At 41.7% G+C, this 24,165-nt stretch carries 22 protein-coding genes; 13 read left to right on the top strand and 9 right to left on the bottom strand.

All coding sequences use genetic code 11. The features are described 5' to 3' along the window. Window positions 1-150: 150 nt before the first annotated feature. The 9 genes from P8629_RS05940 to P8629_RS05900 all read left to right on the top strand — a co-directional run bounded on the left by P8629_RS05940 (window position 151) and on the right by P8629_RS05900 (window position 7,569). Window positions 151-354, top strand: a complete 204-nt coding sequence (locus P8629_RS05940) for a hypothetical protein (protein WP_278165209.1) — start codon at window positions 151-153, stop codon at window positions 352-354. Between the two features lie 31 nt (window positions 355-385). Then, complete coding sequence (locus P8629_RS05935; RefSeq protein ID WP_278165208.1) at window positions 386-931, top strand: hypothetical protein; 546 nt, start codon at window positions 386-388, stop codon at window positions 929-931. 86 nt (window positions 932-1,017) lie between these two features. Then, entirely contained in the window at window positions 1,018-1,707 is a 690-nt protein-coding gene (locus P8629_RS05930) for a YoaK family protein (RefSeq protein ID WP_278165207.1), read from the top strand. Window positions 1,708-1,868: 161 nt separating this feature from the next. After that, entirely contained in the window at window positions 1,869-2,495 is a 627-nt protein-coding gene (trhA, locus tag P8629_RS05925) for a PAQR family membrane homeostasis protein TrhA (protein ID WP_278165206.1), read from the top strand. 102 nt (window positions 2,496-2,597) lie between these two features. Then, window positions 2,598-4,316, top strand: a complete 1,719-nt coding sequence (locus P8629_RS05920) for a proline--tRNA ligase (protein ID WP_278165205.1) — start codon at window positions 2,598-2,600, stop codon at window positions 4,314-4,316. A gap of 261 nt (window positions 4,317-4,577) precedes the next feature. Then, entirely contained in the window at window positions 4,578-4,805 is a 228-nt protein-coding gene (locus P8629_RS05915) for a hypothetical protein (protein WP_278165204.1), read from the top strand. A 158-nt stretch (window positions 4,806-4,963) separates the two neighbouring features. Beyond that, window positions 4,964-5,788, top strand: a complete 825-nt coding sequence (locus P8629_RS05910) for a CPBP family intramembrane glutamic endopeptidase (RefSeq protein ID WP_278165203.1) — start codon at window positions 4,964-4,966, stop codon at window positions 5,786-5,788. 101 nt (window positions 5,789-5,889) lie between these two features. Beyond that, window positions 5,890-7,017, top strand: coding sequence for a serine hydrolase domain-containing protein (locus tag P8629_RS05905; RefSeq protein ID WP_278165202.1), 1,128 nt, complete (start codon window positions 5,890-5,892; stop codon window positions 7,015-7,017). 255 nt (window positions 7,018-7,272) lie between these two features. Then, entirely contained in the window at window positions 7,273-7,569 is a 297-nt protein-coding gene (locus P8629_RS05900) for a DUF6172 family protein (protein ID WP_278165201.1), read from the top strand. 75 nt (window positions 7,570-7,644) lie between these two features. Here P8629_RS05900 and P8629_RS05895 read toward each other — a convergent pair whose 3' ends face one another. Both P8629_RS05895 and P8629_RS05890 read right to left on the bottom strand, forming a co-directional pair. Next, the gene (locus P8629_RS05895) at window positions 7,645-8,193 is read right to left on the bottom strand and encodes a DUF2058 domain-containing protein (protein ID WP_278165200.1); all 549 of its coding nucleotides are present in this window, start codon (window positions 8,191-8,193) and stop codon (window positions 7,645-7,647) included. An 83-nt stretch (window positions 8,194-8,276) separates the two neighbouring features. Next, window positions 8,277-10,277, bottom strand: a complete 2,001-nt coding sequence (locus P8629_RS05890; RefSeq protein WP_278165199.1) for a protein-L-isoaspartate(D-aspartate) O-methyltransferase — start codon at window positions 10,275-10,277, stop codon at window positions 8,277-8,279. A 181-nt stretch (window positions 10,278-10,458) separates the two neighbouring features. Here P8629_RS05890 and P8629_RS05885 point away from each other — a divergent pair, with 181 nt between their 5' ends. Beyond that, window positions 10,459-11,394, top strand: coding sequence for a DMT family transporter (locus P8629_RS05885; RefSeq protein ID WP_278165198.1), 936 nt, complete (start codon window positions 10,459-10,461; stop codon window positions 11,392-11,394). Between the two features lie 272 nt (window positions 11,395-11,666). Next, window positions 11,667-12,782 (top strand): choloylglycine hydrolase family protein, encoded by a 1,116-nt coding sequence (locus P8629_RS05880; protein WP_278165197.1) that lies wholly within the window; start codon window positions 11,667-11,669, stop codon window positions 12,780-12,782. A 135-nt stretch (window positions 12,783-12,917) separates the two neighbouring features. On the opposite strand, the gene P8629_RS05875 is transcribed toward P8629_RS05880, so the two are convergent. Next, window positions 12,918-14,180 (bottom strand): MgtC/SapB family protein, encoded by a 1,263-nt coding sequence (locus P8629_RS05875; protein WP_278165196.1) that lies wholly within the window; start codon window positions 14,178-14,180, stop codon window positions 12,918-12,920. Between the two features lie 133 nt (window positions 14,181-14,313). On the opposite strand from P8629_RS05875, the gene P8629_RS05870 reads away from it, so the two are divergent. After that, the gene (locus tag P8629_RS05870) at window positions 14,314-15,573 is read left to right on the top strand and encodes an APC family permease (RefSeq protein ID WP_278165195.1); all 1,260 of its coding nucleotides are present in this window, start codon (window positions 14,314-14,316) and stop codon (window positions 15,571-15,573) included. A 13-nt stretch (window positions 15,574-15,586) separates the two neighbouring features. On the opposite strand, the gene P8629_RS05865 is transcribed toward P8629_RS05870, so the two are convergent. From P8629_RS05865 to P8629_RS05845, 5 genes are all read right to left on the bottom strand, one after another. Then, window positions 15,587-16,072 carry a cation-translocating P-type ATPase C-terminal domain-containing protein gene (locus tag P8629_RS05865; protein WP_278165194.1) on the bottom strand — a complete coding sequence of 162 codons (486 nt, stop codon included), beginning with the start codon at window positions 16,070-16,072 and terminating at the stop codon, window positions 15,587-15,589. Further along, window positions 16,069-18,204 carry a cation-translocating P-type ATPase gene (locus tag P8629_RS05860; RefSeq protein ID WP_278165193.1) on the bottom strand — a complete coding sequence of 712 codons (2,136 nt, stop codon included), beginning with the start codon at window positions 18,202-18,204 and terminating at the stop codon, window positions 16,069-16,071. The genes P8629_RS05865 and P8629_RS05860 overlap by 4 nt, the downstream gene beginning before the upstream one ends. Window positions 18,205-18,400: 196 nt before the next feature. Continuing rightward, entirely contained in the window at window positions 18,401-19,024 is a 624-nt protein-coding gene (locus P8629_RS05855; RefSeq protein ID WP_278165192.1) for a universal stress protein, read from the bottom strand. 249 nt (window positions 19,025-19,273) lie between these two features. Continuing rightward, complete coding sequence (locus P8629_RS05850; protein WP_278165191.1) at window positions 19,274-20,962, bottom strand: sensor domain-containing diguanylate cyclase; 1,689 nt, start codon at window positions 20,960-20,962, stop codon at window positions 19,274-19,276. A gap of 170 nt (window positions 20,963-21,132) precedes the next feature. Further along, window positions 21,133-22,071 (bottom strand): DUF808 domain-containing protein, encoded by a 939-nt coding sequence (locus tag P8629_RS05845; protein WP_278165190.1) that lies wholly within the window; start codon window positions 22,069-22,071, stop codon window positions 21,133-21,135. A 221-nt stretch (window positions 22,072-22,292) separates the two neighbouring features. Here P8629_RS05845 and P8629_RS05840 point away from each other — a divergent pair, with 221 nt between their 5' ends. Next, a complete protein-coding gene (locus P8629_RS05840) occupies window positions 22,293-23,105 on the top strand; it encodes a hypothetical protein (RefSeq protein ID WP_278165189.1) in 813 nt (270 codons plus the stop codon). Between the two features lie 352 nt (window positions 23,106-23,457). Here the strand turns inward: P8629_RS05840 and P8629_RS05835 are convergent, their stop codons facing one another. Continuing rightward, window positions 23,458-24,027, bottom strand: coding sequence for a hypothetical protein (locus tag P8629_RS05835; RefSeq protein ID WP_278165188.1), 570 nt, complete (start codon window positions 24,025-24,027; stop codon window positions 23,458-23,460). Between the last annotated feature and the right edge of the window lie 138 nt (window positions 24,028-24,165).

The following is a 24,165-nucleotide window of genomic DNA, read 5'->3' as shown; positions in this document are numbered from 1 at the left end:
CTCTAATTAAATGCATGGAATCCAGTCATCAAAACTAAAATTACCTTTTTCTGTAAAGAAATCAACCCACAAAAAATGAGTAAAAGTACTTGTTCACGTATGAAGATTTGTTAAACTTTATTTTCAACATAATCTATAAGAGTAAAGCCCATGAATCCAATCATGCTTCGTACCGTTTTTATCACCTTCTTTTTATCCAGCTTTTCTGCTTTGATGACAGGTTGTGGCAACCCAGAGTTAGATGACTGTAAAGCCAAAGCCAGTGCTTATTGGGACACCACAAAAGATAACCCGAAAGATAATAAAGCTTACTGGGATGCTATTCAGCGTTGTAAAGACAGATACGACAAATAATCCTTCTTAGTAGACACCTTAAAGCACTAACATGAAATCTTTTAATGGCATCATTCTCTATACGCTATCAGTTTTTGGACTGTCTATCGTCTATTTTTTATATGCCCGAAACACCCTTCCGCCCCAAGAATCAGAAACATTTCTCTCTGAAATTGGTGAAAGCTTTGGTGAAATCGCTTTATGGCTATTGCTGTTTATTTATGCCCGCACCCTACTCAAATTATTATTTGTAAAAGGTGCCCTACAAGACCGAATATTACCTAATGTTGTGTATGAGCCAACCCAAAGCTTGGTTCAAAAAATATTAATCCCGCTTGACCGCACACATGTTTATGTCGGGGTTGCGACTTTAGCCGTTACCTTTCTGCATATTGCCATGGTTGGGTTTCATTTCGAAATTGTGTTATTTCAAGTCGTGATGATTTTATTGATCTGGCAAGGCGTTTTCGGTTTTTTCCTCCGTTGGAAGTTCTCGCCAAAACAGCTCAAGAAATTTTCTTACTTGGTACACGCTCAATTTTTAACCGGCATTATGATCGGCATCTTCGCTTACGTCGGCCACTGGTTGGTAGACTAACCATTTCAACACAAGCGAATAATTAACTTTATATTATTTTAATAACCTATTAATATTAATAATTAATATCAAACATACAGAAAAATATGCCTTACCCCGCTACCGCCACAGAATATTCCAAACCAAAGGTCTTTGTCATTGCGTTTATGATGGCTGCCATCGCCGGTTACATCAACAGCATTATGTTGATTGAATTTGGTATGCCTGTCAGCCAAATGACCGGTATCGCATCTCATATCAGTGAAAGCGGATTTTATTTTGAATGGCAAACTTTAATCACCAGCTTGTTAATTCTGCTCAGCTTTATTGGCGGGGCATTCTTATCGGGATTGATTATCGGCCACAGTCAATACCAAGAAGATAGAAGTTATGGAGTGGCTTTGTTAATCAATAGCCTTGCTTTATTATTATCGACCCTGCTTGCATTTTATTTCAGTACGCTGGCGCTCATTTTCAGTGCCATTGCCTGTGGTTTGCAAAATGCCATGGTTGCTAGCTACAAAGGACTACAAGTTCGCACCACCCATATCACTGGCATTTCAACCGATATAGGGGTTCATCTGGCACACCGTTTTAAAAACAAAACCCCCTTTAATTGGAAAGCTTGGCTACTCTTTTGCATTTTAGCCGGATTTATTCTTGGTGGGTTTTTGGGGATTTTAGGCTTTCAAAGTTTCGATTATTTGGCCTTGGCGATACCTGCCATATCGAATGGTGTGCTCGCCTTACTCTATTTTCATTATCTCAGCACCACCTCAAAAGCCCAACAACGATAAACCAACCTCTTCGCGCCTGATAAAAATGACCAGGCCTGGCTATTTTTGACTTTAAATAGAAGATTTAATCATATGATTTCTTAGTGCTTAATACTTAACACTTTGTTACACTCATATCACATTTTAAACCGATGCTAGTTTATAAAGGTCGCTAAAGCGTTATGTATTACTCAGAAAGATTTAACAGCATTACTCACCTGATCGGCACCATTTTTTCGTTAATGGGGCTGGGTGCTCTCATGACGGTCAGCTTTTATGAACAAAGATTATTGCTGTTTATCGGCTTTCTAACATTCGGTCTAACGTTAGTCATGCTTTATAGTTTTTCTACGCTTTATCACAGTCTACGTGACCCCTTCGCCAAACGTATATTTCAAAAACTTGATCATGTCGCCATTTATTTACTGATTGCCGGAACCTATACCCCTTTTACCTTAGTCACATTAATTGATGGCAGCGGCATCAATATGCTCATTGCTGTCTGGTCACTGGCATTTATCGGCATCAGTCTCGACCTGCTCCTCAAAAAACGTATTGAACTGATTCAAATCGCTATTTACCTCATCATGGGCTGGTTAGTCGTGGTCGATTTCTCAGAGCTCAAAGAAGCCCTCCCTGCCGCAGGTATTTTTTGGCTCACCGCAGGAGGGATTGCTTACACTGTCGGCATCACTTTTTACGTTCTAGATCATAAAAAAACCCTACGTCATGCACACGGCATCTGGCACCTATTTGTACTGACGGGTTCCATTAGTCATTTCATTGCCATCATTGGTTATGTGCGCTAAATAATTCCTAAATCATCTGCGCCACTTTTCAATTAAAGCAGATGCCATTCATGCTAAAATAGCCGTTTTTTAAAACGTTATTTAAAGAGTCTCATTTAAACCATGAAAACATCATCGCTTTTACTTGCTACCACGCGTGAAACCCCAGCCGACGCCGTTGTTATCAGTCACCAACTTATGCTCCGTGCCGGCATCATTCGCCCACTGGCAGGCGGGTTGTATAACTGGTTACCTCTTGGGGTACGTGTCCTACGCAAAGTTGAAGCGATTGTTCGTGAAGAAATGAATAAGGCGCTTGCGCAAGAAGTCTTAATGCCTGTCGTACAACCGATGGAGCTTTGGGAAGAATCAGGCCGAGCGGAAGCGTATGGCCCTGAACTGCTGCGTTTTAAAGACCGTCATCAACGAGAGTTTGCGCTAGGCCCAACACATGAAGAAATCATTACCGATTTAGTGCGCAAAGAAATTCGCAGTTACAAACAACTGCCTGCCAACTTCTATCAAATTCAAACCAAGTTCCGTGATGAAATCCGTCCTCGTTTCGGTGTGATGCGCTCTCGTGAATTCATTATGAAAGATGCCTACTCGTTCCACATGGACAAAGACAGCCTGCAAGAAACTTATGAAGAAATGTACGACACCTACAATCGAATCTTCACACGTTTAGGCTTAGACTTCCGTCCAGTGCAAGCCGATACCGGTTCCATTGGTGGAGAAGGTTCTCATGAATTCCATGTATTGGCGGATTCAGGGGAAGATGACATCGCTTTCTCAAGCGATTCCGATTATGCCGCAAACATTGAACTGGCAGAAGCACTCGCCCCTCGTGGAGAACGCGCTGTAGCATCAGAAGAATTAACCAAAGTTGAAACGCCTAACAAACACAGCATTGAAGACGTGTGTGACTTCCTGCAACTGAAGAAAAAGAAAGTGGCGAAAACGCTGGTGGTGAAAGGTGCAACAGAAGACCATCCAGTGGTCGCCCTTGTGATTCGCGGCGACCATGATCTGAATGAAATTAAAGCAGAAAAACTGGATTTAGTGGCAGAACCTTTTGAAATGGCCACTGATGAAGACATTCAAAACGCCGTGGGCTGTAAAGCCGGCTCCATTGGTCCGGTCAACTTAAGCATTCCAGTTATTGTCGACCGCACGGCGGCACATATGGCCGATTTTGTTTGCGGTGCGAACGAAGATGGGTTCCACTTTACCGGTGCGAACTGGGACAGAGATGCCACACCAACGTTAGTGGCCGATATCCGTAATGTGGTTAAAGGCGACCCAAGCCCTTGCGGCAAAGGTAAAATTGAAATCCGTCGCGGAATTGAAGTCGGTCACATTTTTCAATTGGGCAACAAGTATTCTGAAGCATTGAACGCCACGGTCTTGAATGAAAACAGTCGTGCTCAAATTCTGGAAATGGGATGTTATGGCATTGGCGTCACCCGTGTTGTGGCAGCCGCTATCGAACAGAACTATGATGACAAAGGCATTATCTGGCCAGAAGCCATCGCACCTTTCCAAGTGTGTATTGTACCAATGCAAATGCACAAATCCCCTCGCGTGGAAGAAGCTGTGATGGCGCTTTATAACGAACTGACAGCCAAAGGCATTGAAGTACTGCTGGACGACCGTAAGGAACGCCCAGGCGTGATGTTCAACGATATGGAGCTGATTGGAATTCCACATCGCATCGTTATCGGTGAACGTGGTCTGGATAAGAATGAAATTGAATACAAACATCGCCGGGATGAAAAATCTCAAGATATTCCGGCAGATGACTTCATGAACTTCCTTATGGAAAAACTCGGTCAAAACTAACGTTTTATAAAGCGGCTTTTTAGCCGCTTTTTTGGTTTAGTGACACTTTAAATAAGGTTACTCTGATTTCAGCTATTTTAGTTATTTAACAAATATAGTTTTGATACATGTTTGATGAAAAGATGACTGATTCCTGAAGATTCAGAAAATCGTATTTTCACTTACTTAACTTCATTTGTCATTGGGTGTATAGTAAAAAAGAGTGAACAAATCACTCAAGTATTTTTTAATTTACGCTATGACTAATTCAGAGGTGAACGTATGAAAACACAACTGATTGGAATACTGTTGGCTGCAATCTTCAGCTCGACTGCTTTTGCAGCAGATGACCAAAGCCCCGTTGAAGTAAAAGGTTCGGGTTCTGCTATAGGGGCTGGTTTTGAAAACTGGGCGAAAGACGTTTTAAAATATGGTGGTCCAGGCGGGCAAGTGCTTGCATCTGAAGTAACCGCTTGGATTAAGGAAAGCAATAAAATAGGTAGACAATAGCGGTCATCCCTTTATTTCCATGTCCTTTTAAGTAAAAATAGCGGCTAATACGGCCGCTGTTTCATATCTGCCACACCCCTGTGGTTTTAAATTATATATTTAATGGTTTCAAACATTTCGCTATACTAATAATCTCTAGTATCAAGAGAATCTCTGCCATGTCGAAATCAGCTTCTCCTTTAAACCAAGACAACATTTCCCTGCTCGACTTACTTCCTTTTTTGATTATTACATTTGGTATCTCTTGGGGCATCCTAGGACTTTATATTGCTTTACCTGAACTAATGAACACTTGGTTTGGAAACATTACCGGACAGCACCTTCTTTTTTTTCTAGCGATTTATGCACCGGCAATCGCAGCAATTCTTGTTGTCTTTTATCATGCTGGTTGGCGGGGACTGAAACGATATTTCAGCCGTCTTATGTTATGGCGTAGCTCACCCTTATGGTATGTTTTTTTAATTTTAGGGATTCCTCTGGTCTTTTTCATCGGTGCCGCTATAAAAGGCACGGTATTCTCGACACTCCTTATCTCCTCATCTTTTCAATTATTATTAGTTATGCTCTTTATTACGCTACTTAAAGGACCTGTAGAAGAATTAGGCTGGCGGGGGTTAATGCTTCCTTTATTGCAACGAAAGTTAATGCCCTTCTGGGCCGGCTTGATATTAGGCATTATTTGGGGGATATGGCATCTTCCTGCCTTCTTTTTAAGTGGAACTCCTCAAGGTGCTTGGGATTTCATGCCTTTTATCACCGGCTCTATTGCGATTAGTATTATTATCACCGCTCTATTCAATGCGTCAAATGGAAGCATTCTGCTCGCTGCTTTGTTCCACTTTCAGCTTATTAATCCATTTTGGCCTGACGCACAACCCTACGACACTTATATACTCATGATTCTGGCACTGATTATTGTCTGGTATAACCGGAAAACCATGTTTTCCAGAGAGAAAGCGATGACAGAAGTGATTCCGTCTTAATGCGTTTTCGATATTCATCCAAGCATTACTTACTTTTGGTTGTAATCTTACCTTGGATATTTGGTTACAAAGTTGTTTATGCTGAGTCCCTAAAAAAGGAGTTGAATAATCAAAAAACGTCGCTCCTCCTGAATCAAAAATTTCAGACCGAGCTAAATGCATTAAGAGAGAAATATCATTTCCCAGGTGCAACAGCGGCCTATGTATTACAGGATGGAACCCTAGGTCTAGCTGCAACCGGCCTTGCCGATAAAAATACCCAAACCCCCATGACTCCGAACACTCGAATGTTATCCGCCAGTATTGGGAAAACGTTTGTGGGTGCAACGGTGATTGCTTTAGTAAATGAAAAAGAACTGAACCTTAACACCCCTATTTCATACTGGTTAGGCGACCGCCCGTGGTTTGATCGTTTACCCAATCATGCCGATATCACTTTAAAACAATTACTGACACACAGCTCAGGATTACCTGATCATGTCAACAGCACTGCTTTTATAAACACTGTCCGCAACCATTGGCAAGAGAAAGAAAATTCTTTTCCTCCTGAAAGATTAATCGATTTCATTCTCGATCAACCGGCTTTATTTCCCGCTGGAAAAGGCTGGGCATACAGCGATACCGGCTATATCTTAATCGGACTGATTATCCAGCAAGTGACGGGCATAGATTACTATGATCAAATACAAAAAAGATTTTTAACACCGCTTAATTTAAAATTCACCAGCCCAGCTAATCACCGAAAACTCCCAGGCCTGGCGGCAGGCTATACCAGCCCCCATAATGTATTCGGTTTCCCTGTTAAAAGCACAACGGAACCAGGTGTCATGGCATGGAACCCTGCTATGGAATGGACGGGAGGAGGTTTAATCACAACCGCTCAAGACTTATCTCATTGGGGCGCTGCGCTATTTAAAGGACAGGCAATGTCAGGCAATTACCTACCTCAACTGCTGAATGCTGTTCCTATTCAAACAAAAAATAACAATAAAGGATATGGCGCGGGAGTGACCATTCGGGAAACCTCAAATTTCGGTGAAATTTACGGCCATGCGGGCTGGATTCCTGGCTATATTTCTAGCCTTCGTTACTACCCTAAGTACAAAGTGGCCATTGCGTTTCAGATCAACACAGATGTGAATGTCAAACAACACCTATCCGAGATTGAAACCAGGCTTGCGAATAGTATTTTATCTAGCCAAAAAAGGGGAAGTCCGAAAAATAATTAAATGCGAAGAAGTATAAGCAGAAAAAGAAATATAACGTTTTTGCTCGTTTTCGATAATTTACACATTTACTCTTCAGAAGGGAAAGCGTAAACTTCCTTCTTAATGAATTAACCGATTGATTTGGCTTTTAAATGGCGAATAATCGACAGAAACATCCTTTGCTCTGACCATCTAGTCACCCCCGTCAGTGCAAACTTATTGCAAGCGTATATGATTTATTTAACCTTGCTACTTCTAACCTCTTAGAGACCTTAAATGAAAAAAACCTTTAAACTAACAGACGAAAAAATCAAACCTGCCAGACTGGTAGAAGCTGTAAAACATGAAGTGCGTAAATATCTAAAACGCGAACGCAGAAGAAACCTTCCAGCGGGAACGGACTATTGGGATTTTGATTGTAAATTCGGTGCCACTGAAGCTGACAGCAAAAAGATTCATGTCAAAGAAATTGATGAATGCATCAACCAAGCAGAAGCTGATAAGCTGGAAAGCTTTTATTTGGAAATCATTGCCAAAGCAGCTACCAGAGGTCAAGCTCCGGCTGACGAATAAACGGTTCAATTATCGAAATACCCAGGCCTGGCTGATTTTAGAGTGTTTTAACGCTCAATTAGCCTAACTTGGCTTTTACCAGATCAAATCATCCGGCACTTCAAATTGTGCATAGTACTCTTCATCTTCTTTGGAAAGCGTGTCGTCTTTTTGGGCGAGTGGAATCAGTACGCTTGAATCACGCTGTGCCACTTTTTCGATAATGGTTTCAGGCAACAAGGCATAACCACCTTTAAACTTCGCAATACGAATCTTATCAGCCACCAACCGTTTATGCGTGTCCGCATTTACATTCAGCGTTTTGACCGCCGTGCCATCGACAAAATTATAGGCAATGTCGCCATCGACATTTTTTAGACGATTCGAATCAATCAACTGATACAACTCTGCTTTTGCGGCTTTTTGCGCTTGCTGTTGTTGGCGTTCTTGGTTCAGCTGTCGATCACGCTCGGATTTTTGCTGTGCCGCTTCCGCAGCGAGCTTGGTCGCTTCGGTTTGGGTCGTCTGCCCTTTTTTACTTTTGTTTTGCTTAGATTGCTGATACTTTTCTCGTTTGACTTTTTTGGCCTTTTTTTCGTCCACCAAGCCCGACTTTTTCAGCTGATCAAATAACGATCCTGCCATTTCTTTTTGCCTATCTATTCATTTTTATGGCGGCTATTTTACATGATTCACCTCAACAATAAATGATAAAGGCTCTGTGTTCACTAAAGACCAAATGGATAGGTGTCGGGCATTCCACTAATTTCCTCGGTCGTTAAAGGCGTAACGGCTCTGGTTTGATCAATCCAGATATATTCATCAAATTGAAGGGGTAAAACGGCTTCAAAATAATGGCTTGCCAGTTCGGTTTCAGGGCGATAAATCACCCCGATGGCACGCTCTAGTTTCGGCTTATTAAGCTCTTGAATTAATTGGGGATTATTATCCCGTAATGGTAAGATCAGACCGGACTGTTGGGTTTGATGAAATACATTTTCATAACTTTGCGGATGGGAAGGTTGCACTTGTTTGATTTCCATCGGCTGATCCCAGTTAGATGCAGCTGCCACCGTACCATGGTCGGTTCCGAAACCAATTCGATAAGAATCCTCACCAAACGCTTGTCGGCACAATTGCCCAATATTATGCTCGCCGCGTTTGGACATCTCGGTTGCAGAGGCATCTCCAATATGAGAGTTGTGTGCCCAAACCACTGCTTTAGCGCCATACCCTTTTGCTTGCATGACACGGTTTAACGTATCAAACATATGCTGGTCTCGTAAGTTCCAAGAAGCCCGAGAGCCATAATACATGACTCGATAATAGCGTTCTGCATTGGCAATCAATTCGGCATTTTGGGCCGCATCTAAAAACCGCCCTCCATCATTGAGCAGAAACGATTGCCGTTTTTGGTATAGTTCAGTCAACATCTGCGCCACGTCGTTTTCACAATCTTGATACTGATCACGCAGTGCTGCTTTACCATAGGCGGCTGGGTCTGCTTCCCACGGACTTAAACAACCATAGCGCCAACGCGCCACTTCAGCCAAGTCAGGATCAAGTTTTTCCAAGTATTCCACCACTGCATTAATGGAGGTAAACAAGCTATACATATCCAACCCATAAAACCCGGTGCGATCTTGGCTGGGCAATGTTTTATTGTATTCATGCAGCCAATCGATAAAGTCCCGTGTTTCGATATTACGCCACATCCAAGTTGGAAAACGAGAAAATGCGGTCCATTCTGCGGGGGACGTATCTCGATGACGCACGTAATGATCAATTTGGGCCGCATCAGGCCAGTCGGCTTCGGCTGCAACAATGGTAAAGCCTTTTTCTTCAATTAATCTCTGAGTAATACGCGCACGCATCGAATAAAACTCTGAGGTGCCATGACTGGCTTCGCCAATCAAAACCACTTTGGCATCGCCAATACGCGCCAGTAGATTATCTAAATTGGCCTCTTCTGGTGATTGGAATGGCTCACTGTTTTGTAAAATCAAATTCGGTAACGATTGATTAACAATGGGTCTTGTCTGAATAACGCGTGGGGGAACTTGATGAGCAGAATTGGTTTCGATTTCCCAGCCCTGCTCACCGATTAATGGAACAAAGCGAACATCAGCAAGTTTTTCAAAATCAAACTGATCTTGAGTTTGGCGCGTGATTCGAACCAGTTCTTGAATGTTTTTGTGCGACCCGACCGGCACGACCATGCAGCCGCCAAGGGTGAGTTGATATTTAAGACTTTCTGGAATACTCGGAGCGCCAGCTGACACTAAAATCGCATCAAAGGGTGCAAATTCTTTCCAACCGGTCGTGCCATCCCCACTCATGACATTTACGTTGTCATATCCTTCCTGGGAGAGACTTTTAGCAGCTTTTTCGGCCAGTTCATCAATTCGCTCGACAGTATAAACCTGACTGGCTATTTCTGCTAATACCGCTGCGGCATAGCCCGATCCACCGCCGATTTCAAGCACCTTTTCTCCGCCTTTTAGCCTCAATGCTTCAACCATATATCCCACTATGTAAGGTTGGGAGATGGTTTGCCCAGCGCCAATCGGTAAAGGAGAATCTCGATAACTCAAATCACGCATGTCTTCCGGAACAAACGCTTCTCTTCTAACAGCACGCATCGCTTGCAGAACCTTAGTGTCTTGAACACCTCTCGCTTGAATTTGATCATTGACCATCAAATAACGTGTTTTATCAAAGTCAATCATACTCACCCCCTATACAAACTGAACAGGCTTTATAACTTTCATTAAAAGAGACAATAAAAACCATATTAAAAAGATACGCCTAAATACGGAAAATCTCAAGCAGAGCTACACAAAACCTTTGCTTCCCTATTTTCAAGCATTAGAATAGTCTTATTTATCCTCATCTCATTTTAGGAACCTTATGACACCCGCTTTATTCGCACAAACCGCTTTATTCACTGTATTGGCGATGATTGCCTTTGCCGCCAATGCAGTGATCTGCCGCTGGGCATTAGATGGTGGCTGGATTGATCCAGTGAGCTTTACCAGCCTGCGTTTAGGATCGGGCGCGGCGATGTTATTTATCGTCATGAGCTTATTCGCATGGAAAGGTTCACGAAACAAAGCAAACAATCTCGATGACACACATGTCAGTAAAGGAAGCTGGAGAGCAGCGTTTATTTTATTTGTCTATGCTTTGACCTTTTCTTATGGTTATGTCGCCATCAGTACGGCAACAGGTGCGCTGATTTTAGCGGGCGTGGTACAGCTGACCATGATTGGATATGCGTTGCGAAATGGTGACAAATTGCATGGTGCAGAATGGGTAGGTGTGGCATTAGCGCTGCTGGGATTGCTGTATTTAATGTACCCCAAATTGACAACGCCTTCTTGGTGGGGCTTAGTGATGGTCGTAATCTCGGCCTATACTTGGGCATTATATAGTTTGAATGGCCGACAGTCCTTAGCCCCCTTAAAAGATACTGCCTATAACTTCTATCGCACTTTACCGATGATCGCCATCGCCAGTTTGGTCAGTTTGGTCAGTTTATTGTTTATCGATATGGTTCATTTAACCCCTTTTGGGGTGGGTATGGCGATCTTTTCAGGGGGTGCTACTTCCGGTTTGGGATACATTCTTTGGTATAAAGCGTTGCCTCGCATTTCCTCAAGCCTTGCATCAGCGGCTCAATTACTGGTGCCATTATTTGCCGCCATTGGCGCAACCTTACTCATTTCAGAACCGATTACATTACGTTTAACCATCGCCGCAATCTTAATGTTAGGCGGGCTTGGTTTGGTTTTGATTGGTCGAAATCAACATCGCAAAGCCGCACTAAAGAAAATGACCCAATAATTACTCCCTAAAAAACAGCCAGGCCTGGCTGTTTTTTACTGGTTTGTTTAACGCCTAGATTCAAAGCCAAGCACATATCCCACTACAATACCTGCCCCTTAATTATTTTTATGACACCTGAAGAAGTCAGCCGGCAAGATAAATTCCCTTAATAATCAAATAATTATTAAGAATAACCCTAAAAACTTTATTGACTGCGTCATTTAACTTATCTACTATGAAAATCAATCGACATAACTAAAACTCAATCTCGAATAAGAGGCGGCGAACGAATGCAGATTAAAAAAATTATTCAAATGTTAATGGGAACATTGTTGTTATTCAGTGTCTTTACAACCAGTGTTCAAGCCTGTACTGGCATTCGCCTCCTCACCGAAGAGGGTTCTACGGTTTATGGCCGAACTAATGAGTGGGGAGCGTTTGATCTCAATTCAAGAGTTGCGGCCATTCCTAAAGGCTATCACTTTAGAGGGTTAACACCGGATGGCAACAATGGTAAACAATGGACCGGGAAATATAATTTTGTCGGCCTAGATGCCCTTGGCAAAGATGTGTTCATTGATGGGATGAACGAGAAAGGACTTGCGGTGGGCTTCTTTTATCACAAAGGCTTTGCCCATTACATGGAATACGATAAAAGAAAAGCTGACAACACCATCACTGCGACCGATATGGTTTCTTATATTTTGTCTCAATTCAAAAACGTCGACCAAGTGAAAAAGGCTCTGAAACATATTCGTGTCGTAGCGGTTGAAGAAGCATCGCTTGGGGTACCTGCCTATGCACATTGGATGGTCACAGAATCCTCTGGAAAATCCATCGTTATTGAGTATTTAGATGGCAAACTGAAAACCTACAAAAATCCATTAGGTGTCATCACCAATAACCCAACTTACGACTGGCAAATGACCAATCTTCGTAATTACTTAAACTTAAGCATTGAACCTGCTCCGAGCAGAAAAATAGCAGGCGTTGAGTTTACACCGCTAAGCGGTGGAAGCGGTATGGTCGGACTGCCGGGAGATTTTACGTCCACATCCCGATTTGTCCGTGCGGCGGTTTGGTCTCATACCGATCAGCCATTGAAAAATTCTAATGATGCGGTTTACGAGCTTTTTCGAATTCTTGATAACTTTAATGTGCCGCTGAAGTCTGCCGAAGGGTCGGATAACAAAGAAAAAGATGTCAAAGGTATGCGTAGCTCAACACAATGGACAACCGCTTGGGATCTTAAACATCAAGTGCTCTATTTCCACACTCAATATAATCGACGCATTCGTGAAGTGGCTCTCAATAAAATTAAATTTGTCCCTAACACCATCACTCATACGCCGATGGATCAAAATAAACGACAAGATATTCAAAACATCACAGAGCATTTAAAATAAAAGAGATTCACCCAACAACGACGATTTCAAAATAAATCGTCGTATTAAAACGGCAGAAAGCAGCATTAAAGAGAATAATCAGTGATCGATTGAAAAACAGCCAGGCCTGGCGATAATTGATTTTCAACAGTTTAATTACCAAACCCAAATCCAAACAGACAAGAGCCCACCTAAGCTACTGACCACTAAAGGCAAACTGACTTTTAATGCCATTTCCTTTCCGCCAATAAAACTGGCCATCGTCGCTTTCACAAAATTGTTACTCGCGGCAGCAATAACCAACCCTGTCACAGTGATATTTAAAGCTAAACTATCCTGACTCATTCTGGTCAAAGATAAAGTAATGGCATCGACATCAAAAATACCGGATGCAGCAGCTAAAGACAATATACCGGCATCACCATAGGTTTGCTTTAAAAATGCGCTCAGTAACATAATCAGCACCAGAACGCCTCCGAAGACTAGTGCTACCTTTAGGTCCAAAGGGTTGGTTAACACGGAAGAAGTATCAATATTTTTCTCAGTCTTACTTCGCCAATATAAAATGACTGGGAAATAAATCAATAACGCCATGACCATTGCGGGTAACCACAACATGGCAACCAAATTTAAATTAAACGCGCCCGCCACCAATAGCATACGAGGCAGCATGGTTCCACAGGCTAATAGCACCCCCATCGATAACATCGCACTCATACGGGTATCTTTACGCGCCAATTGTGAAAACCGAAGTGTCACAGCAGTTGAGGCTGACAAGCCACCAAACAACCCGGTAAACACCACCCCTCTTTTCGCGCCCCCAATTTTAATGGCAAAATACCCCACAAAAGAAATCAGCGCAATCAGTACAACCATCCAACCGATTACATAAGGATTCAGCACTTTCCATGGCCCATATCCTTGATCCGGTAAAATCGGTAGTAATACAACCGAAAGTAGCAAAAGCATGATGCCTGCTCGTAGCTCTTTTCCCTCCAAAGCACTTACCCAACGATGCAAAACGGGTTTATAGCCGAGTAATAACGTCATCACGACAGCTGAAATAGCTGCCAGAATCACTTGATCCATCACCGCCAATGCGCCGAGAATAAAGGTTAATAGCGCTGCGATAAGCGTGGTAATACCGACATCTGGATTTTTTTTCAGTGTTACAACATAGGCTGAAACCAAAACCACCGCTAACCCAATAAAAACCACACCAAAAACAAAGGCACTCAATAACTGAGAGAGTAAAGCGGTCACCCCGCCAAGCAATCCAATCAAGCCGAAAGTGCGCACTCCAGCAATACGAGTTCCCTCGATAAACTCTCGTTTTTTCCAGCCTCGTTCTATGCCAATCAATAATCCAATGGCGAGCGCAACGGCCAACGTATAAAACAATTCTAAAGAAGTACTCATTTTTCAATATTATCCATACATTCCACTACGCGATTATCATTATTTATTGATATCATTGGATTTTTAAGCGCATTATTTTTAATATACACATAGTCAATCAAGACAGTGGCTCTTTAATCACTTAGGCGAATTCATGACACAATCAAAAACTAAACTCGGTTTTAATGCCACGTGGTCCATGGCTGTGGGTGGCATGATTGGTGGTGGCATATTCTCAACCCTGGGTGTGGTAGTTGCCATTGCAGGCGCCTGGGCTTGGATGAGCTTTTTGGCAGCAGGCTTAATCGCTTTAGCTGCCGGTTACAGCTATGTTAAGCTCGCTACTTTTTATAATGAGGGTGGTGGTGCTTTCACCTTTCTACGTGAAATCCATGCTGACAGCTTTGCAGGAAGCTTAGCTTGGGTTTTGATTATTGGGTATGTTTTAACAAATGCCGTCTATGCTTTCACCTTCGGACAATACCTTGGCAACTTATTAGAGCTTGATAGCATTTTCCCTCGTGCTTTTGCTGTTGGGATCATCGCCTTGTTTATCGCTTTGAACCTAAAGGGCGTAGCTGAAGCGGGTGGCGTAGAAATCTTCCTTGTCTGGTTTAAATTGGTGGTACTAATTGGTTTATCAGTTTGGGGGGTATCTCAATGGGATATTCCAATGTTGTCGCAAGGAGTTACTGTGCCTGATGCAGGGTTAGGCGCTGCTTTATTCGGTGCTGCCGCTGTCTTTATGGCTTATGAAGGGTTTCAACTTCTCACCTACGATTACAAAGATATCGACACCCCTAAAAAGCTCCTACCACGCGCCGTAATATCTGCCATTATCGTCGTCATTCTGGTTTATATTTTAGTTGCGCTTGGAACCGCTATGTTGATTGGTTCTGATGAAATCGTCAAACATAAAGAAGTGGCCATAGCCATCGCAGGTGAAAAAGCATTTGGGGTAACAGGATTGATTATTGTAACCATCGCAGCGGCGTTTTCGACAGGTTCTGCCATCAACGCAACGTTGTTTGCCACCGCAAGGCTAGCACATAAGGTTGCAAAAGCTCATGAACTTCCAGCGGCAATCAGTCACACAAATTCAGCGGGCATTCCAGATAAAGCGGTGATTTGGTTAGGCAGTATTGCCGCGGTGCTTGCAGCGATTGGAAGTCTAGCCTCATTGGTCGAGGCTGCCAGCTTGGCTTTCTTATTTACCTTTACGGTGGTTTGTGGCTTGGCATTCAAACAAAATGCGGGATCTCGTATAATCACTGGATTTGGTGTGCTTTCGGCTGCCGCCGCTTCAATTGCATTGATTGATCAGTTAATTAAAACCAACTTACCCGCACTAATATTTCTTATGGTTGTGATTGCCATTGCTATTTTCGGGCGCCAACCATCTTACGCTATTTAAAAAACTCGCGCTTTTAAGCGACTGCTTTCTGCCATTTAGCTTTTTGCCGAACTTTATACCATTCATGGTTTAGCACTAATAAAATCGGGAAAGGTAATAACAGCCATAAGTTTTCAAGCGGCACCGTTGCGGTATTAAAGATAGATTGAACCGCAGGCACATATAAAATGGCTAGAATAAAGACCATTTCCATCGCAACCCCAAACCAAATCATTTTATTGATATGGGTTAAATGCCAAAGCGAGTCTTCCCAGGATCTTAACGTAAAGAAATTGGCCATTTGACAAGTGATTGCCCCCAACAAGGTCATTGTCATTGCTTGACGGTGAAACTCTTGTGAAAGCGATAAATCACCATACTGCCAACCATTCAAAAATAAGAATCCTAAAAAGGCAAACATGGCAGTCGCCCCCTCAAACATGCCGGCCATAAAATACCCCCGTTTAAACACCTCCCAATCTAAGATTTTTTCGTGTTTTCCAATCGGCGGGCGTTTCATAATATGTTTTTCAGACTTTCGGCACCCAACCCAAGCCCCGGTAGTTGATCCGTTCCCAAATCGATGAGCAGGATTTGAATCACGGATAACGGCATCGGTATCTTTAAAAAGAACTGTAAGACATAAGGCACAATTTCAGGCACATTGGAACTGAGAATATAAGTGGTCAACTTTTTAATATTGAAATAAACTGTCCGTCCCTCTTCGACTGCCGACACGATGGACTTGAAGTTATCATCTAACAAAACCATATCACCTGCTTCTTTTGCTACATCCGTTCCAGATCCCATCGCAATACCTATATCGGCTTGTTTGAGGGCGGGTGAGTCATTTACACCATCGCCCGTCATCGCCACGACTTCACCATTTGCTTGTAATAATTTGGCAATGCGTAATTTCTGCGCGGAAGCCATCCGGGCAAAGAGGATGTGTTTGGTTTTTAATTTTTCTTGTAACACGGTGTTGGATAAATGTTTCACTTCCGGACCGGTTAAAACTTCGTCCACCCGTAAACCGATATGCTCCCCAATTGCCCGTGCCGTCACCGGATTGTCTCCGGTAATCATCATGACCTTTATCTGAGCGGAATGACACTGATGAATCGCTTCTTTAACACCAGGGCGAGCTGGGTCAATCAAGCCGGCTAACCCGAGAAAGATCAGATTATCCTCTCCATCCCCTACTTTCATCGCAATGGCCAGCACCCGATAGGATTGTTCCGCTAATTGTTTATTCTTGTTTACAATTTTTGATTTTTCATCGACGGTCAAATCTACCTTTCCTGAGGTAGATTGCACTTGGGAACATAACGGCAAAACGCTTTCAACAGCTCCTTTGACAAACAATTCTTCATGGTCGTTGTTTTGAACCAAGGTAGACATCATTTTTCGGTCGGATGAAAAAGCATACTCTTTGATTTTGTCAGACGGGATAAATACTCCGTGTTTATGAGCTGCTACAACCAACGCAATCTCAGTTGGATCCCCTATCACTGTTCCCTGCTCAAGATTAACCGTTGCGTGAGTATTATTAGCTGCCACTGTCAAAAACTGCTGAAGGTGGTCATCACTATTTTCTGATGCTTTCTTTTCAAAATTAAGTTGACCAGATTCCAGGTAGCCGCCTCCAGAGATAGAAACTTCACTGCCATCCGCTAGATAAATCGCTTTAGCGGTCATTTCATTTTTAGTTAAGGTACCGGTTTTATCGGTACAAATCACTGTTGCCGATCCTAGCGTTTCTACGGAGTTTAAGTTCTTAATGAGCGCCTGACGTCTTGCCATTCGCTGGGATGCTAAAGATAAAGATAAAGTAATGGTTGGTAATAACCCTTCTGGGACATTCGCAACGATTAAGGACAATGCAAAAATGGCTGAAATTAGAGCACCGCGCTCGGAAAACCACCCCAACAAAAAAAAGACCACGCCGGCTGCTAACGCCAATAACGTTAGAATAGACGTCATATGTCTGATTTCTTTTTCAATCGGAGTGACCGTCACGGCAACTTCCGCCGTCATTCGAGCAATTTTTCCGAATTCAGTGGCACTTCCAGTTGCGACAACAATGGCCACACCGTTCCCATTAGTCACCGCAGACCCGGCAAACACCATATTCTTAGCATCTAATTCGCGCTGTGCCTCTCCGGAGTTTAAACTGCGAGCGGAAGGAGTTGATTCCCCATTCAAAACCGATAAATTCAAATAAAGATCATTGGCACTCAATAAAATCGCATCGGCTGCAATTTTTTCTCCTTCACCCAATTGCAAAATGTCACCGGGAACCACTTTTGTCGCATCAACCGTCTGCCACTCACTATCCCGTAAAACGGTGGCTTCAGATTTAATCAGTTTTAACAAAGCTTCCATCGCCTTATCGGCTTTAAATTTTTGCCAAAATGTAAAGGTCGCATTGAGGAAGACTGCTCCGAATACAGCATAAGCTAAAATATCATTACCCTGGTTCGGTTGGTAATAATCCGCAATCAACGCTAAAACAGCAGCGACTTCCAGTAAAATTGGAAAAAATGAAATATATTCTTTGAGGTATTCAATGCGGTAGTCTTTATGCTTTTTTTGAGCAATCTGATTCAGTCCAAAAGACTGTAACCGTTGTTCGGCTTCCGCTTGAGACAACCCTTCTTCAGTGCTATGTAATGATTTTAAAATCTAATGAACGGGCTGTTTAAAAAGCATTCTTAAGCCTTCCATGGATAAAACAGAATACTGTTGATACTGGATTGGTCCGTTATTTGATTTAATATTTTCTTAGGATAGGAGGCGGCGTTATAAATGACTAAATCCAAGTCATTCTCGACCAAATAGTTATTCATTAAAGCGGGGTTGGTTGTAATACTTGCACGACTTCAACCTGTTGCTTAAGCATTCCAGCCAATTGCACAAAGGGAGCTGCTTCGTATTTAAGCCCTGATTTTCCGGAGGCTTTCTTGATGGTTCGATTATTTTGTAAATATAACTTACCGAGCGCTTGATTCGCCGAGATTAACCCAATCCATAAAAGATAGCAATGCGGATTAATATTCTCCCCTGCAACCAGTAACACTCGATGATAAGAACGAACCTGTGACACATTCTTAACTTTAACGACCGCAATCGCCGTCTCAATACCGGAACGAATGATTTTTTCACTAAAAGAGTGTGTATTAGACTGTTTTCGAGTTGCGCAGAAGACGGTATCAATAGAATAAAGCTGAGCAAAATGCATCAACTGATCAATGACATCCCCTTTTAAAATAACCGTCTCAAAAACAACTTGATTCGCTTCTGCTACCTCTTCTAAGGTGGCCAGCGAAGATTGAAATTTTTCAATGGATTCAAGTCCATTATCAACGAATAGAAAAGTCAAAGGCAGTTCAATCGATTTGGCATAAAAAATGGCGTAAATACTTGCTGCTTCGGACAGCAACGACCCATTCATTAATGACACCACTCGCATAGAAACCTCTTTAAGAATTGACCATCCTATTTATATTAAACCACACACTTTTTGAATTGAAAGCCTTATATTTAAACTTTAAAGCGGAGGGTAGGCAGCCAAGACCTCCAGTTCTGGTGGGTATTTTCATACGTCGCTTTAAAACGACCCTCTTCATGTTTACGCAGTTCAAACACAACCCTAACCAGGATCAACATAACTTTTGCATTTTTGAAGATGATTTAGCTTACCAATCCGTTATCTCACAATTTATCTTATCGCAACTACAATTTTATTTCGGCCGGTCCGTTTTGCATCGTAGAGAGTTTTATCGGCCAATTGAATAATAGAAAGAAAACTCTTATCTTCAGGCAAAAATTCTGCTACGCCAATGCTTGTTGTGATTGAAAAAGTATCATCGTCTTTATGGATCACCATCTTTTCAATAGAAGCTCGGATTCTTTCTGCAACTTTTTGTGCATTTTCAACATTTGTATCTGGCAATAAAATCAAGAACTCCTCTCCACCCATACGGAAAATAAAGTCCTTAGATTTCGTGTTACTTCGCAATAGGTTCGAGATCTTCTGTAGGACAATGTCGCCAACCGAGTGACCATAGGTGTCATTAATTTCTTTAAAAAAATCAATATCAAGCATCATTGCGACTAAATTTTCTTGATATAACTTGTGTGATTTCTCATCCAACTGTTCGCAAAACTGATTAAAAGCGCGTCGATTAGCCACATTTGTTAAAGCATCCGTATTGGCTGAAACTTCAGCTTGGAGTTTTTCTTTTTCAGTACTTTTGACTCGGTCAACCAATGCAAAAGACAATAGAATCGAGTCAATTGCCAATCCATAATCAACCGCCTGATACCCCATGTGACTATACGGAATAACGGCCATAACCGTTAATGCAGTGATACTGGTTCCCACTAAACCAGCAGTCGTGCCCAATAAGAAAAACCTCGCAGTCTTATTGCCTTTTAAGTAACTTAATAAAGCAATTGCAAACACATACAAACTGAAAATCACTGACATTCCAATCGCGAACATGACATGCTCGTGATATCCAATAAAAGCGGTTATTAGCATCACGCTGACAAATAGCCAAATCATGACTTTGGTCAATTTATGCGCTAGAGGAATATATTTATCTAGACTGAGAAAGGCTTTGGCAAACAACAATCCAGCGATGGCAAATAGAAAAATTGTCGTACCCTGTATCCAATTCTGAATAACAGGTGAATCTTGCAATAAAAACTGAAAGGTATAGCCGTTATAACTGACATTCATCGCCAAAAACGACATCAAATAAAGCACATAATAGGCATAGTATCGTAACTGGATACTGGCAAATAAAATAAAATGATACAAAATCATTGCGATAATAATGCCGTAGATAAACATCGACGTCGCATAAATAGAAACATGATTTTTAAACAACGATTCTTTATCTAAAATTGAAATCGGAACGATAAAAGGATCACGGGTTTTGACTTGAAGATACACGGTTGACACACCGGGCTCAAACAGATGTTCAACATTGGGGTATGGATGCTCTGCAGCTCTTTGCTTGAATGGAAACATATTTCCAGTCAAAGAAGTTTGTTGCATTTGATCAGGCGAGATCACTTTGACTTGAATCGAATCCAGCCAAGGTGTTTCAAAAACCAACAAACGGTCCATCGTTGAATTCTTTGGGTTCAGAACCTCAAACTTATAATAGAAAGTTGAACGGGTAAATAAATTAGAACAAATCGCATTGTTCACTGGTTCATATTGAGAATCTGGAACTTTTTCTACGTCTGAAAACGACATCACATTATCCGCATCTTCAAAAAAAAGTACGGATTGACCAATTTGATATTGAGGTTGAGAAATATCGACTGGAGCGACCGCATTTGCTTGAAAGGCAATCCCTAGAAAAAGAAAAAGAAAACTAAAAATTTTAAACATGAACAAGTGCATCAATTATTTTTTAATTATATGTTTGATAATACCATAACCCCTATGGGATTCATCATACTAAATAAAAGTACGCAACGTTAAATGAGCCTCATAGCATTACTCAAGGAAAATAAAAAACAATAGCATTGCCCGGGTTCTGGGCAGATAAGAATAAAAGTTTACTTAGAAGCTGAAAGGCTTTTTTTTAAGCGACTCGCCCCCAAAACAACTAATAAAACGAATGCCCCAACTACCAGGCCAACTAAACCATTGCTTCCCAGTGAGAATAGCATCGCTCCCCACCCTACCATCTCGTCACTAAAAGCTTCAATAAATGTCTGCAAGAAAGGTGTGCCATGAACAATAATGCCACCCCCCACTAAAAACATTGCAACCATGCCGAGGACTGAAAGGAACTTCATTAATTTAGGCGCGAAGCTAACCATACCATAGCCCAAAGTACGCTTAAAGCGACTAAACCAACCTTGACCAACACTTTTAATTAAAGCAAGGCCTCCGTCGTCTAACCGAACAATCCCCGCGACCAAGCCGTAAACGACGATAGTTATCAAAACAGCCACCACCGACACCGTCAACGCTTGTGTTAAAAAGTCGGCTCCTTGCGTCACCCCAAGAGCAAGCACAATAATTTCAGCAGACAAAATAAAATCGGTACGGATGGCGCCTTTTATTTTTTGTTTTTCAAACGCGACAATATCAACGTTTTCATCTTGTATGGCTTTAGTCAATGCTTGTTGATGCGCTTGATCAGATTCCGCTGCATGAAGCCAACGGTGAGCAATCTTCTCAAATCCTTCATAACAGAGGTAAGCACCACCCAACATCAATAAAGGCGTGATTAACCAAGGCAAAAATGCGCTGATTAACAACGCTAAGGGCACTAAAATCAATTTATTAAGAAAAGAACCTTTCGCTACCGCCCAAACAACGGGTAACTCTCGATCAGCTTTCACGCCAGTAACTTGTTGCGCATTAAGCGCTAAGTCATCTCCCAACACGCCTGCCGTTTTCTTTGCAGCGACTTTGGACAGTATTGCAATATCATCCAATAACGTGGCGATATCATCAACAAGAGCAAGTAATCCAACACTGGCCATATAGCCTCCCCTAACACTTCTTTATTACAAAGATTCTTTAGCCTTTTATTGTTTCAGCTTCAATAAACCGCTCTATTGATCATTGGAAATCATTGTCAGTTTATCAAAAAACATTTTCATCTAAATATATTCATTAAAAATCATTACCTTAAGTGACCTAAAAAGAACTCTCTTATCAATCTAACTCTGAAAATTCTGTGCTAAACTTAAACGATAAAATAATGTCCATAAAAACACTCTGTATGACTTTGAATCCTAATTTTATATTTCTGCTCTTTCTTTATTTGCCCTTTAGTGCCAGAGCAGATATCGATGAAACATCACAACACCTGCGTTATCACGGCGGGCTTAATTTGATTGGGCAGTCCACGCCATTACTAAATAATGGTATGACAGCCTCAGCTGATTTTTGGACTTATTATCAGACTGAAAAATATTCTATTAAACTTCATTTAGAAGGTTCAACAGCACCAGAACCCAATACTGTCGCCAGCGATATTCAATATTCCAATGCCGATAGCGGCACTGCTTTAAATAAAGCCAACGAGGGTCGCATACAACTGTCTGAATTATTCTGGGAATATTATCTATCTCAAAACGACCAGGCAATGCTCGGTATTATGGATGCTTCATATTGGTTAGACCATTCTCAAATAAGCAATGATGAAAACCGTCACTTTATCGGCGCAGCTTTTGTTGGCAACTTAACAATCGATTTTCCGGATTATGCACCAGCCATTGGCGTTATTTTGCAGCCACGTTCTAATGTAAAAGGAACCCTTTATGTTTCAAGCGCACAAGGGTTAGCGGACAATCAACAAAAAAGCTATGAAGCCCTGCTTGATACTCCCGACGATAAAGACGGGGCTTTTATTGCTTCAGAAGGACGTATTGGGAATGATAACGCTTTTATCTCAGTTGGTGTTTGGATCCACACGGGGCCCCATAAAAGTTTAAAACAACCGACTAAAGACGATTTAACTAACTATGGTTATACACAGTACTTAGCAAACAGTTCAACCAATCTACTCTAGAGTCTCGCATTGGCTATACAACCCCAGAGGTTTCAACCATTTCTGAGTTCTATACGTTAACTTATCAACGACAAACAAACTCAGTCAATCCGGGAAGTCGCTATGGCTTAGGCGTTAGTCGCGCCATAACCTCTTCTTATCTACCAAAAGAAACCCAGCAACCAAATCGAACGACAGTTGAAACCTACTGGGCATTTCCAGTTCAAAATCACATTGAAATTACCCCAAGCCTACAACTTTTTAAACCGCCTTTTTCAGACAATACTAACCTTCAAAATGAATCCAGTATTTGGGTAGCCAATCTTCGTATTTACAGCTATTTTTAATTCGTTAAACCTATTTGAATTTATGCTTATGACTTTTGAATGGTTTCAGAAAATTTTAGTTTTAATAACCGAATTTCTTGGCCGTTATCTTTATTGTGATAAATATCATGCATGGGTTCTTCACGAACCAATTCATAATTTTCTTGCATATAGTGTGTACGTTCTTCATAAAAACGTTTCAACATCGAAATATTCAAAGCCCAGCCTTTTGGAAAAGCCACACCACTAACATTCTCTTCAGATTGTAACGATGCCAAGCAAATCAAGGTATCATCCTTTAATTTAGTAAACTGCACGTTCAACCAAGGGCAAGGCACTTCAACTTCTCCAAACTGAGTCACCATCACGATATCTTTGGCAGCTTCTTTACCGTTTTCGGTACATTTATAACACAGTCCAGCACTCTCTAATGCCATCACAAACTCGTTCGCATCTCTCATATCCATAAAACCAATACGCAACAACCCTTCATCCGAACAAATTGCCATGGGATGCAAGGTACCTTTCACAGAAGCCAAAGTCGATAATGCCTTTTGGTTTTTCATGGCTTGCGCCTTGTTGATAATAATGGAATACCCTTCAATTAAAACGGCCATTTAATGACTCCTTTCGACAAAATTAATGTCGTTATTCTAGCACCACTTTTGTATTTGTTAAAAATAGACCGCATAAAAATTCTTTTACCCATTTTAAAAGAACGCATAAATAAAACGATTGACTCTCTTGAAGTCAAA

Origin of the sequence: Hydrogenovibrio sp. 3SP14C1, assembly GCF_029625905.1 — a bacterium.
GTDB lineage: Bacteria > Pseudomonadota > Gammaproteobacteria > Thiomicrospirales > Thiomicrospiraceae > Hydrogenovibrio.
The sequence above is the reverse complement of the archived record's forward strand: the minus strand, read 5'-3'. Positions and strand labels throughout refer to the sequence as shown.

Excerpts from the sequence above, each read along its gene's own strand:
- P8629_RS05915 (WP_278165204.1), top strand. The coding sequence starts at position 4,578 with ATGAAAACACAACTGATTGGAATACTGTTGGCTGCAATCTTCAGCTCG.
- P8629_RS05870 (WP_278165195.1), top strand. The coding sequence starts at position 14,314 with ATGACACAATCAAAAACTAAACTCGGTTTTAATGCCACGTGGTCCATG.
- P8629_RS05855 (WP_278165192.1), bottom strand. The coding sequence starts at position 19,024 with ATGCGAGTGGTGTCATTAATGAATGGGTCGTTGCTGTCCGAAGCAGCA.
- P8629_RS05895 (WP_278165200.1), bottom strand. The coding sequence starts at position 8,193 with ATGGCAGGATCGTTATTTGATCAGCTGAAAAAGTCGGGCTTGGTGGAC.
- P8629_RS05865 (WP_278165194.1), bottom strand. The coding sequence starts at position 16,072 with ATGAAACGCCCGCCGATTGGAAAACACGAAAAAATCTTAGATTGGGAG.
- P8629_RS05890 (WP_278165199.1), bottom strand. The coding sequence starts at position 10,277 with ATGATTGACTTTGATAAAACACGTTATTTGATGGTCAATGATCAAATT.
- P8629_RS05935 (WP_278165208.1), top strand. The coding sequence starts at position 386 with ATGAAATCTTTTAATGGCATCATTCTCTATACGCTATCAGTTTTTGGA.
- P8629_RS05910 (WP_278165203.1), top strand. The coding sequence starts at position 4,964 with ATGTCGAAATCAGCTTCTCCTTTAAACCAAGACAACATTTCCCTGCTC.
- P8629_RS05875 (WP_278165196.1), bottom strand. The coding sequence starts at position 14,180 with ATGAGTACTTCTTTAGAATTGTTTTATACGTTGGCCGTTGCGCTCGCC.
- P8629_RS05940 (WP_278165209.1), top strand. The coding sequence starts at position 151 with ATGAATCCAATCATGCTTCGTACCGTTTTTATCACCTTCTTTTTATCC.
- P8629_RS05900 (WP_278165201.1), top strand. The coding sequence starts at position 7,273 with ATGAAAAAAACCTTTAAACTAACAGACGAAAAAATCAAACCTGCCAGA.
- P8629_RS05880 (WP_278165197.1), top strand. The coding sequence starts at position 11,667 with ATGCAGATTAAAAAAATTATTCAAATGTTAATGGGAACATTGTTGTTA.
- P8629_RS05930 (WP_278165207.1), top strand. The coding sequence starts at position 1,018 with ATGCCTTACCCCGCTACCGCCACAGAATATTCCAAACCAAAGGTCTTT.
- P8629_RS05845 (WP_278165190.1), bottom strand. The coding sequence starts at position 22,071 with ATGGCCAGTGTTGGATTACTTGCTCTTGTTGATGATATCGCCACGTTA.
- P8629_RS05850 (WP_278165191.1), bottom strand. The coding sequence starts at position 20,962 with ATGTTTAAAATTTTTAGTTTTCTTTTTCTTTTTCTAGGGATTGCCTTT.
- P8629_RS05885 (WP_278165198.1), top strand. The coding sequence starts at position 10,459 with ATGACACCCGCTTTATTCGCACAAACCGCTTTATTCACTGTATTGGCG.
- P8629_RS05920 (WP_278165205.1), top strand. The coding sequence starts at position 2,598 with ATGAAAACATCATCGCTTTTACTTGCTACCACGCGTGAAACCCCAGCC.
- trhA (WP_278165206.1), top strand. The coding sequence starts at position 1,869 with ATGTATTACTCAGAAAGATTTAACAGCATTACTCACCTGATCGGCACC.
- P8629_RS05840 (WP_278165189.1), top strand. The coding sequence starts at position 22,293 with ATGTCCATAAAAACACTCTGTATGACTTTGAATCCTAATTTTATATTT.
- P8629_RS05835 (WP_278165188.1), bottom strand. The coding sequence starts at position 24,027 with ATGGCCGTTTTAATTGAAGGGTATTCCATTATTATCAACAAGGCGCAA.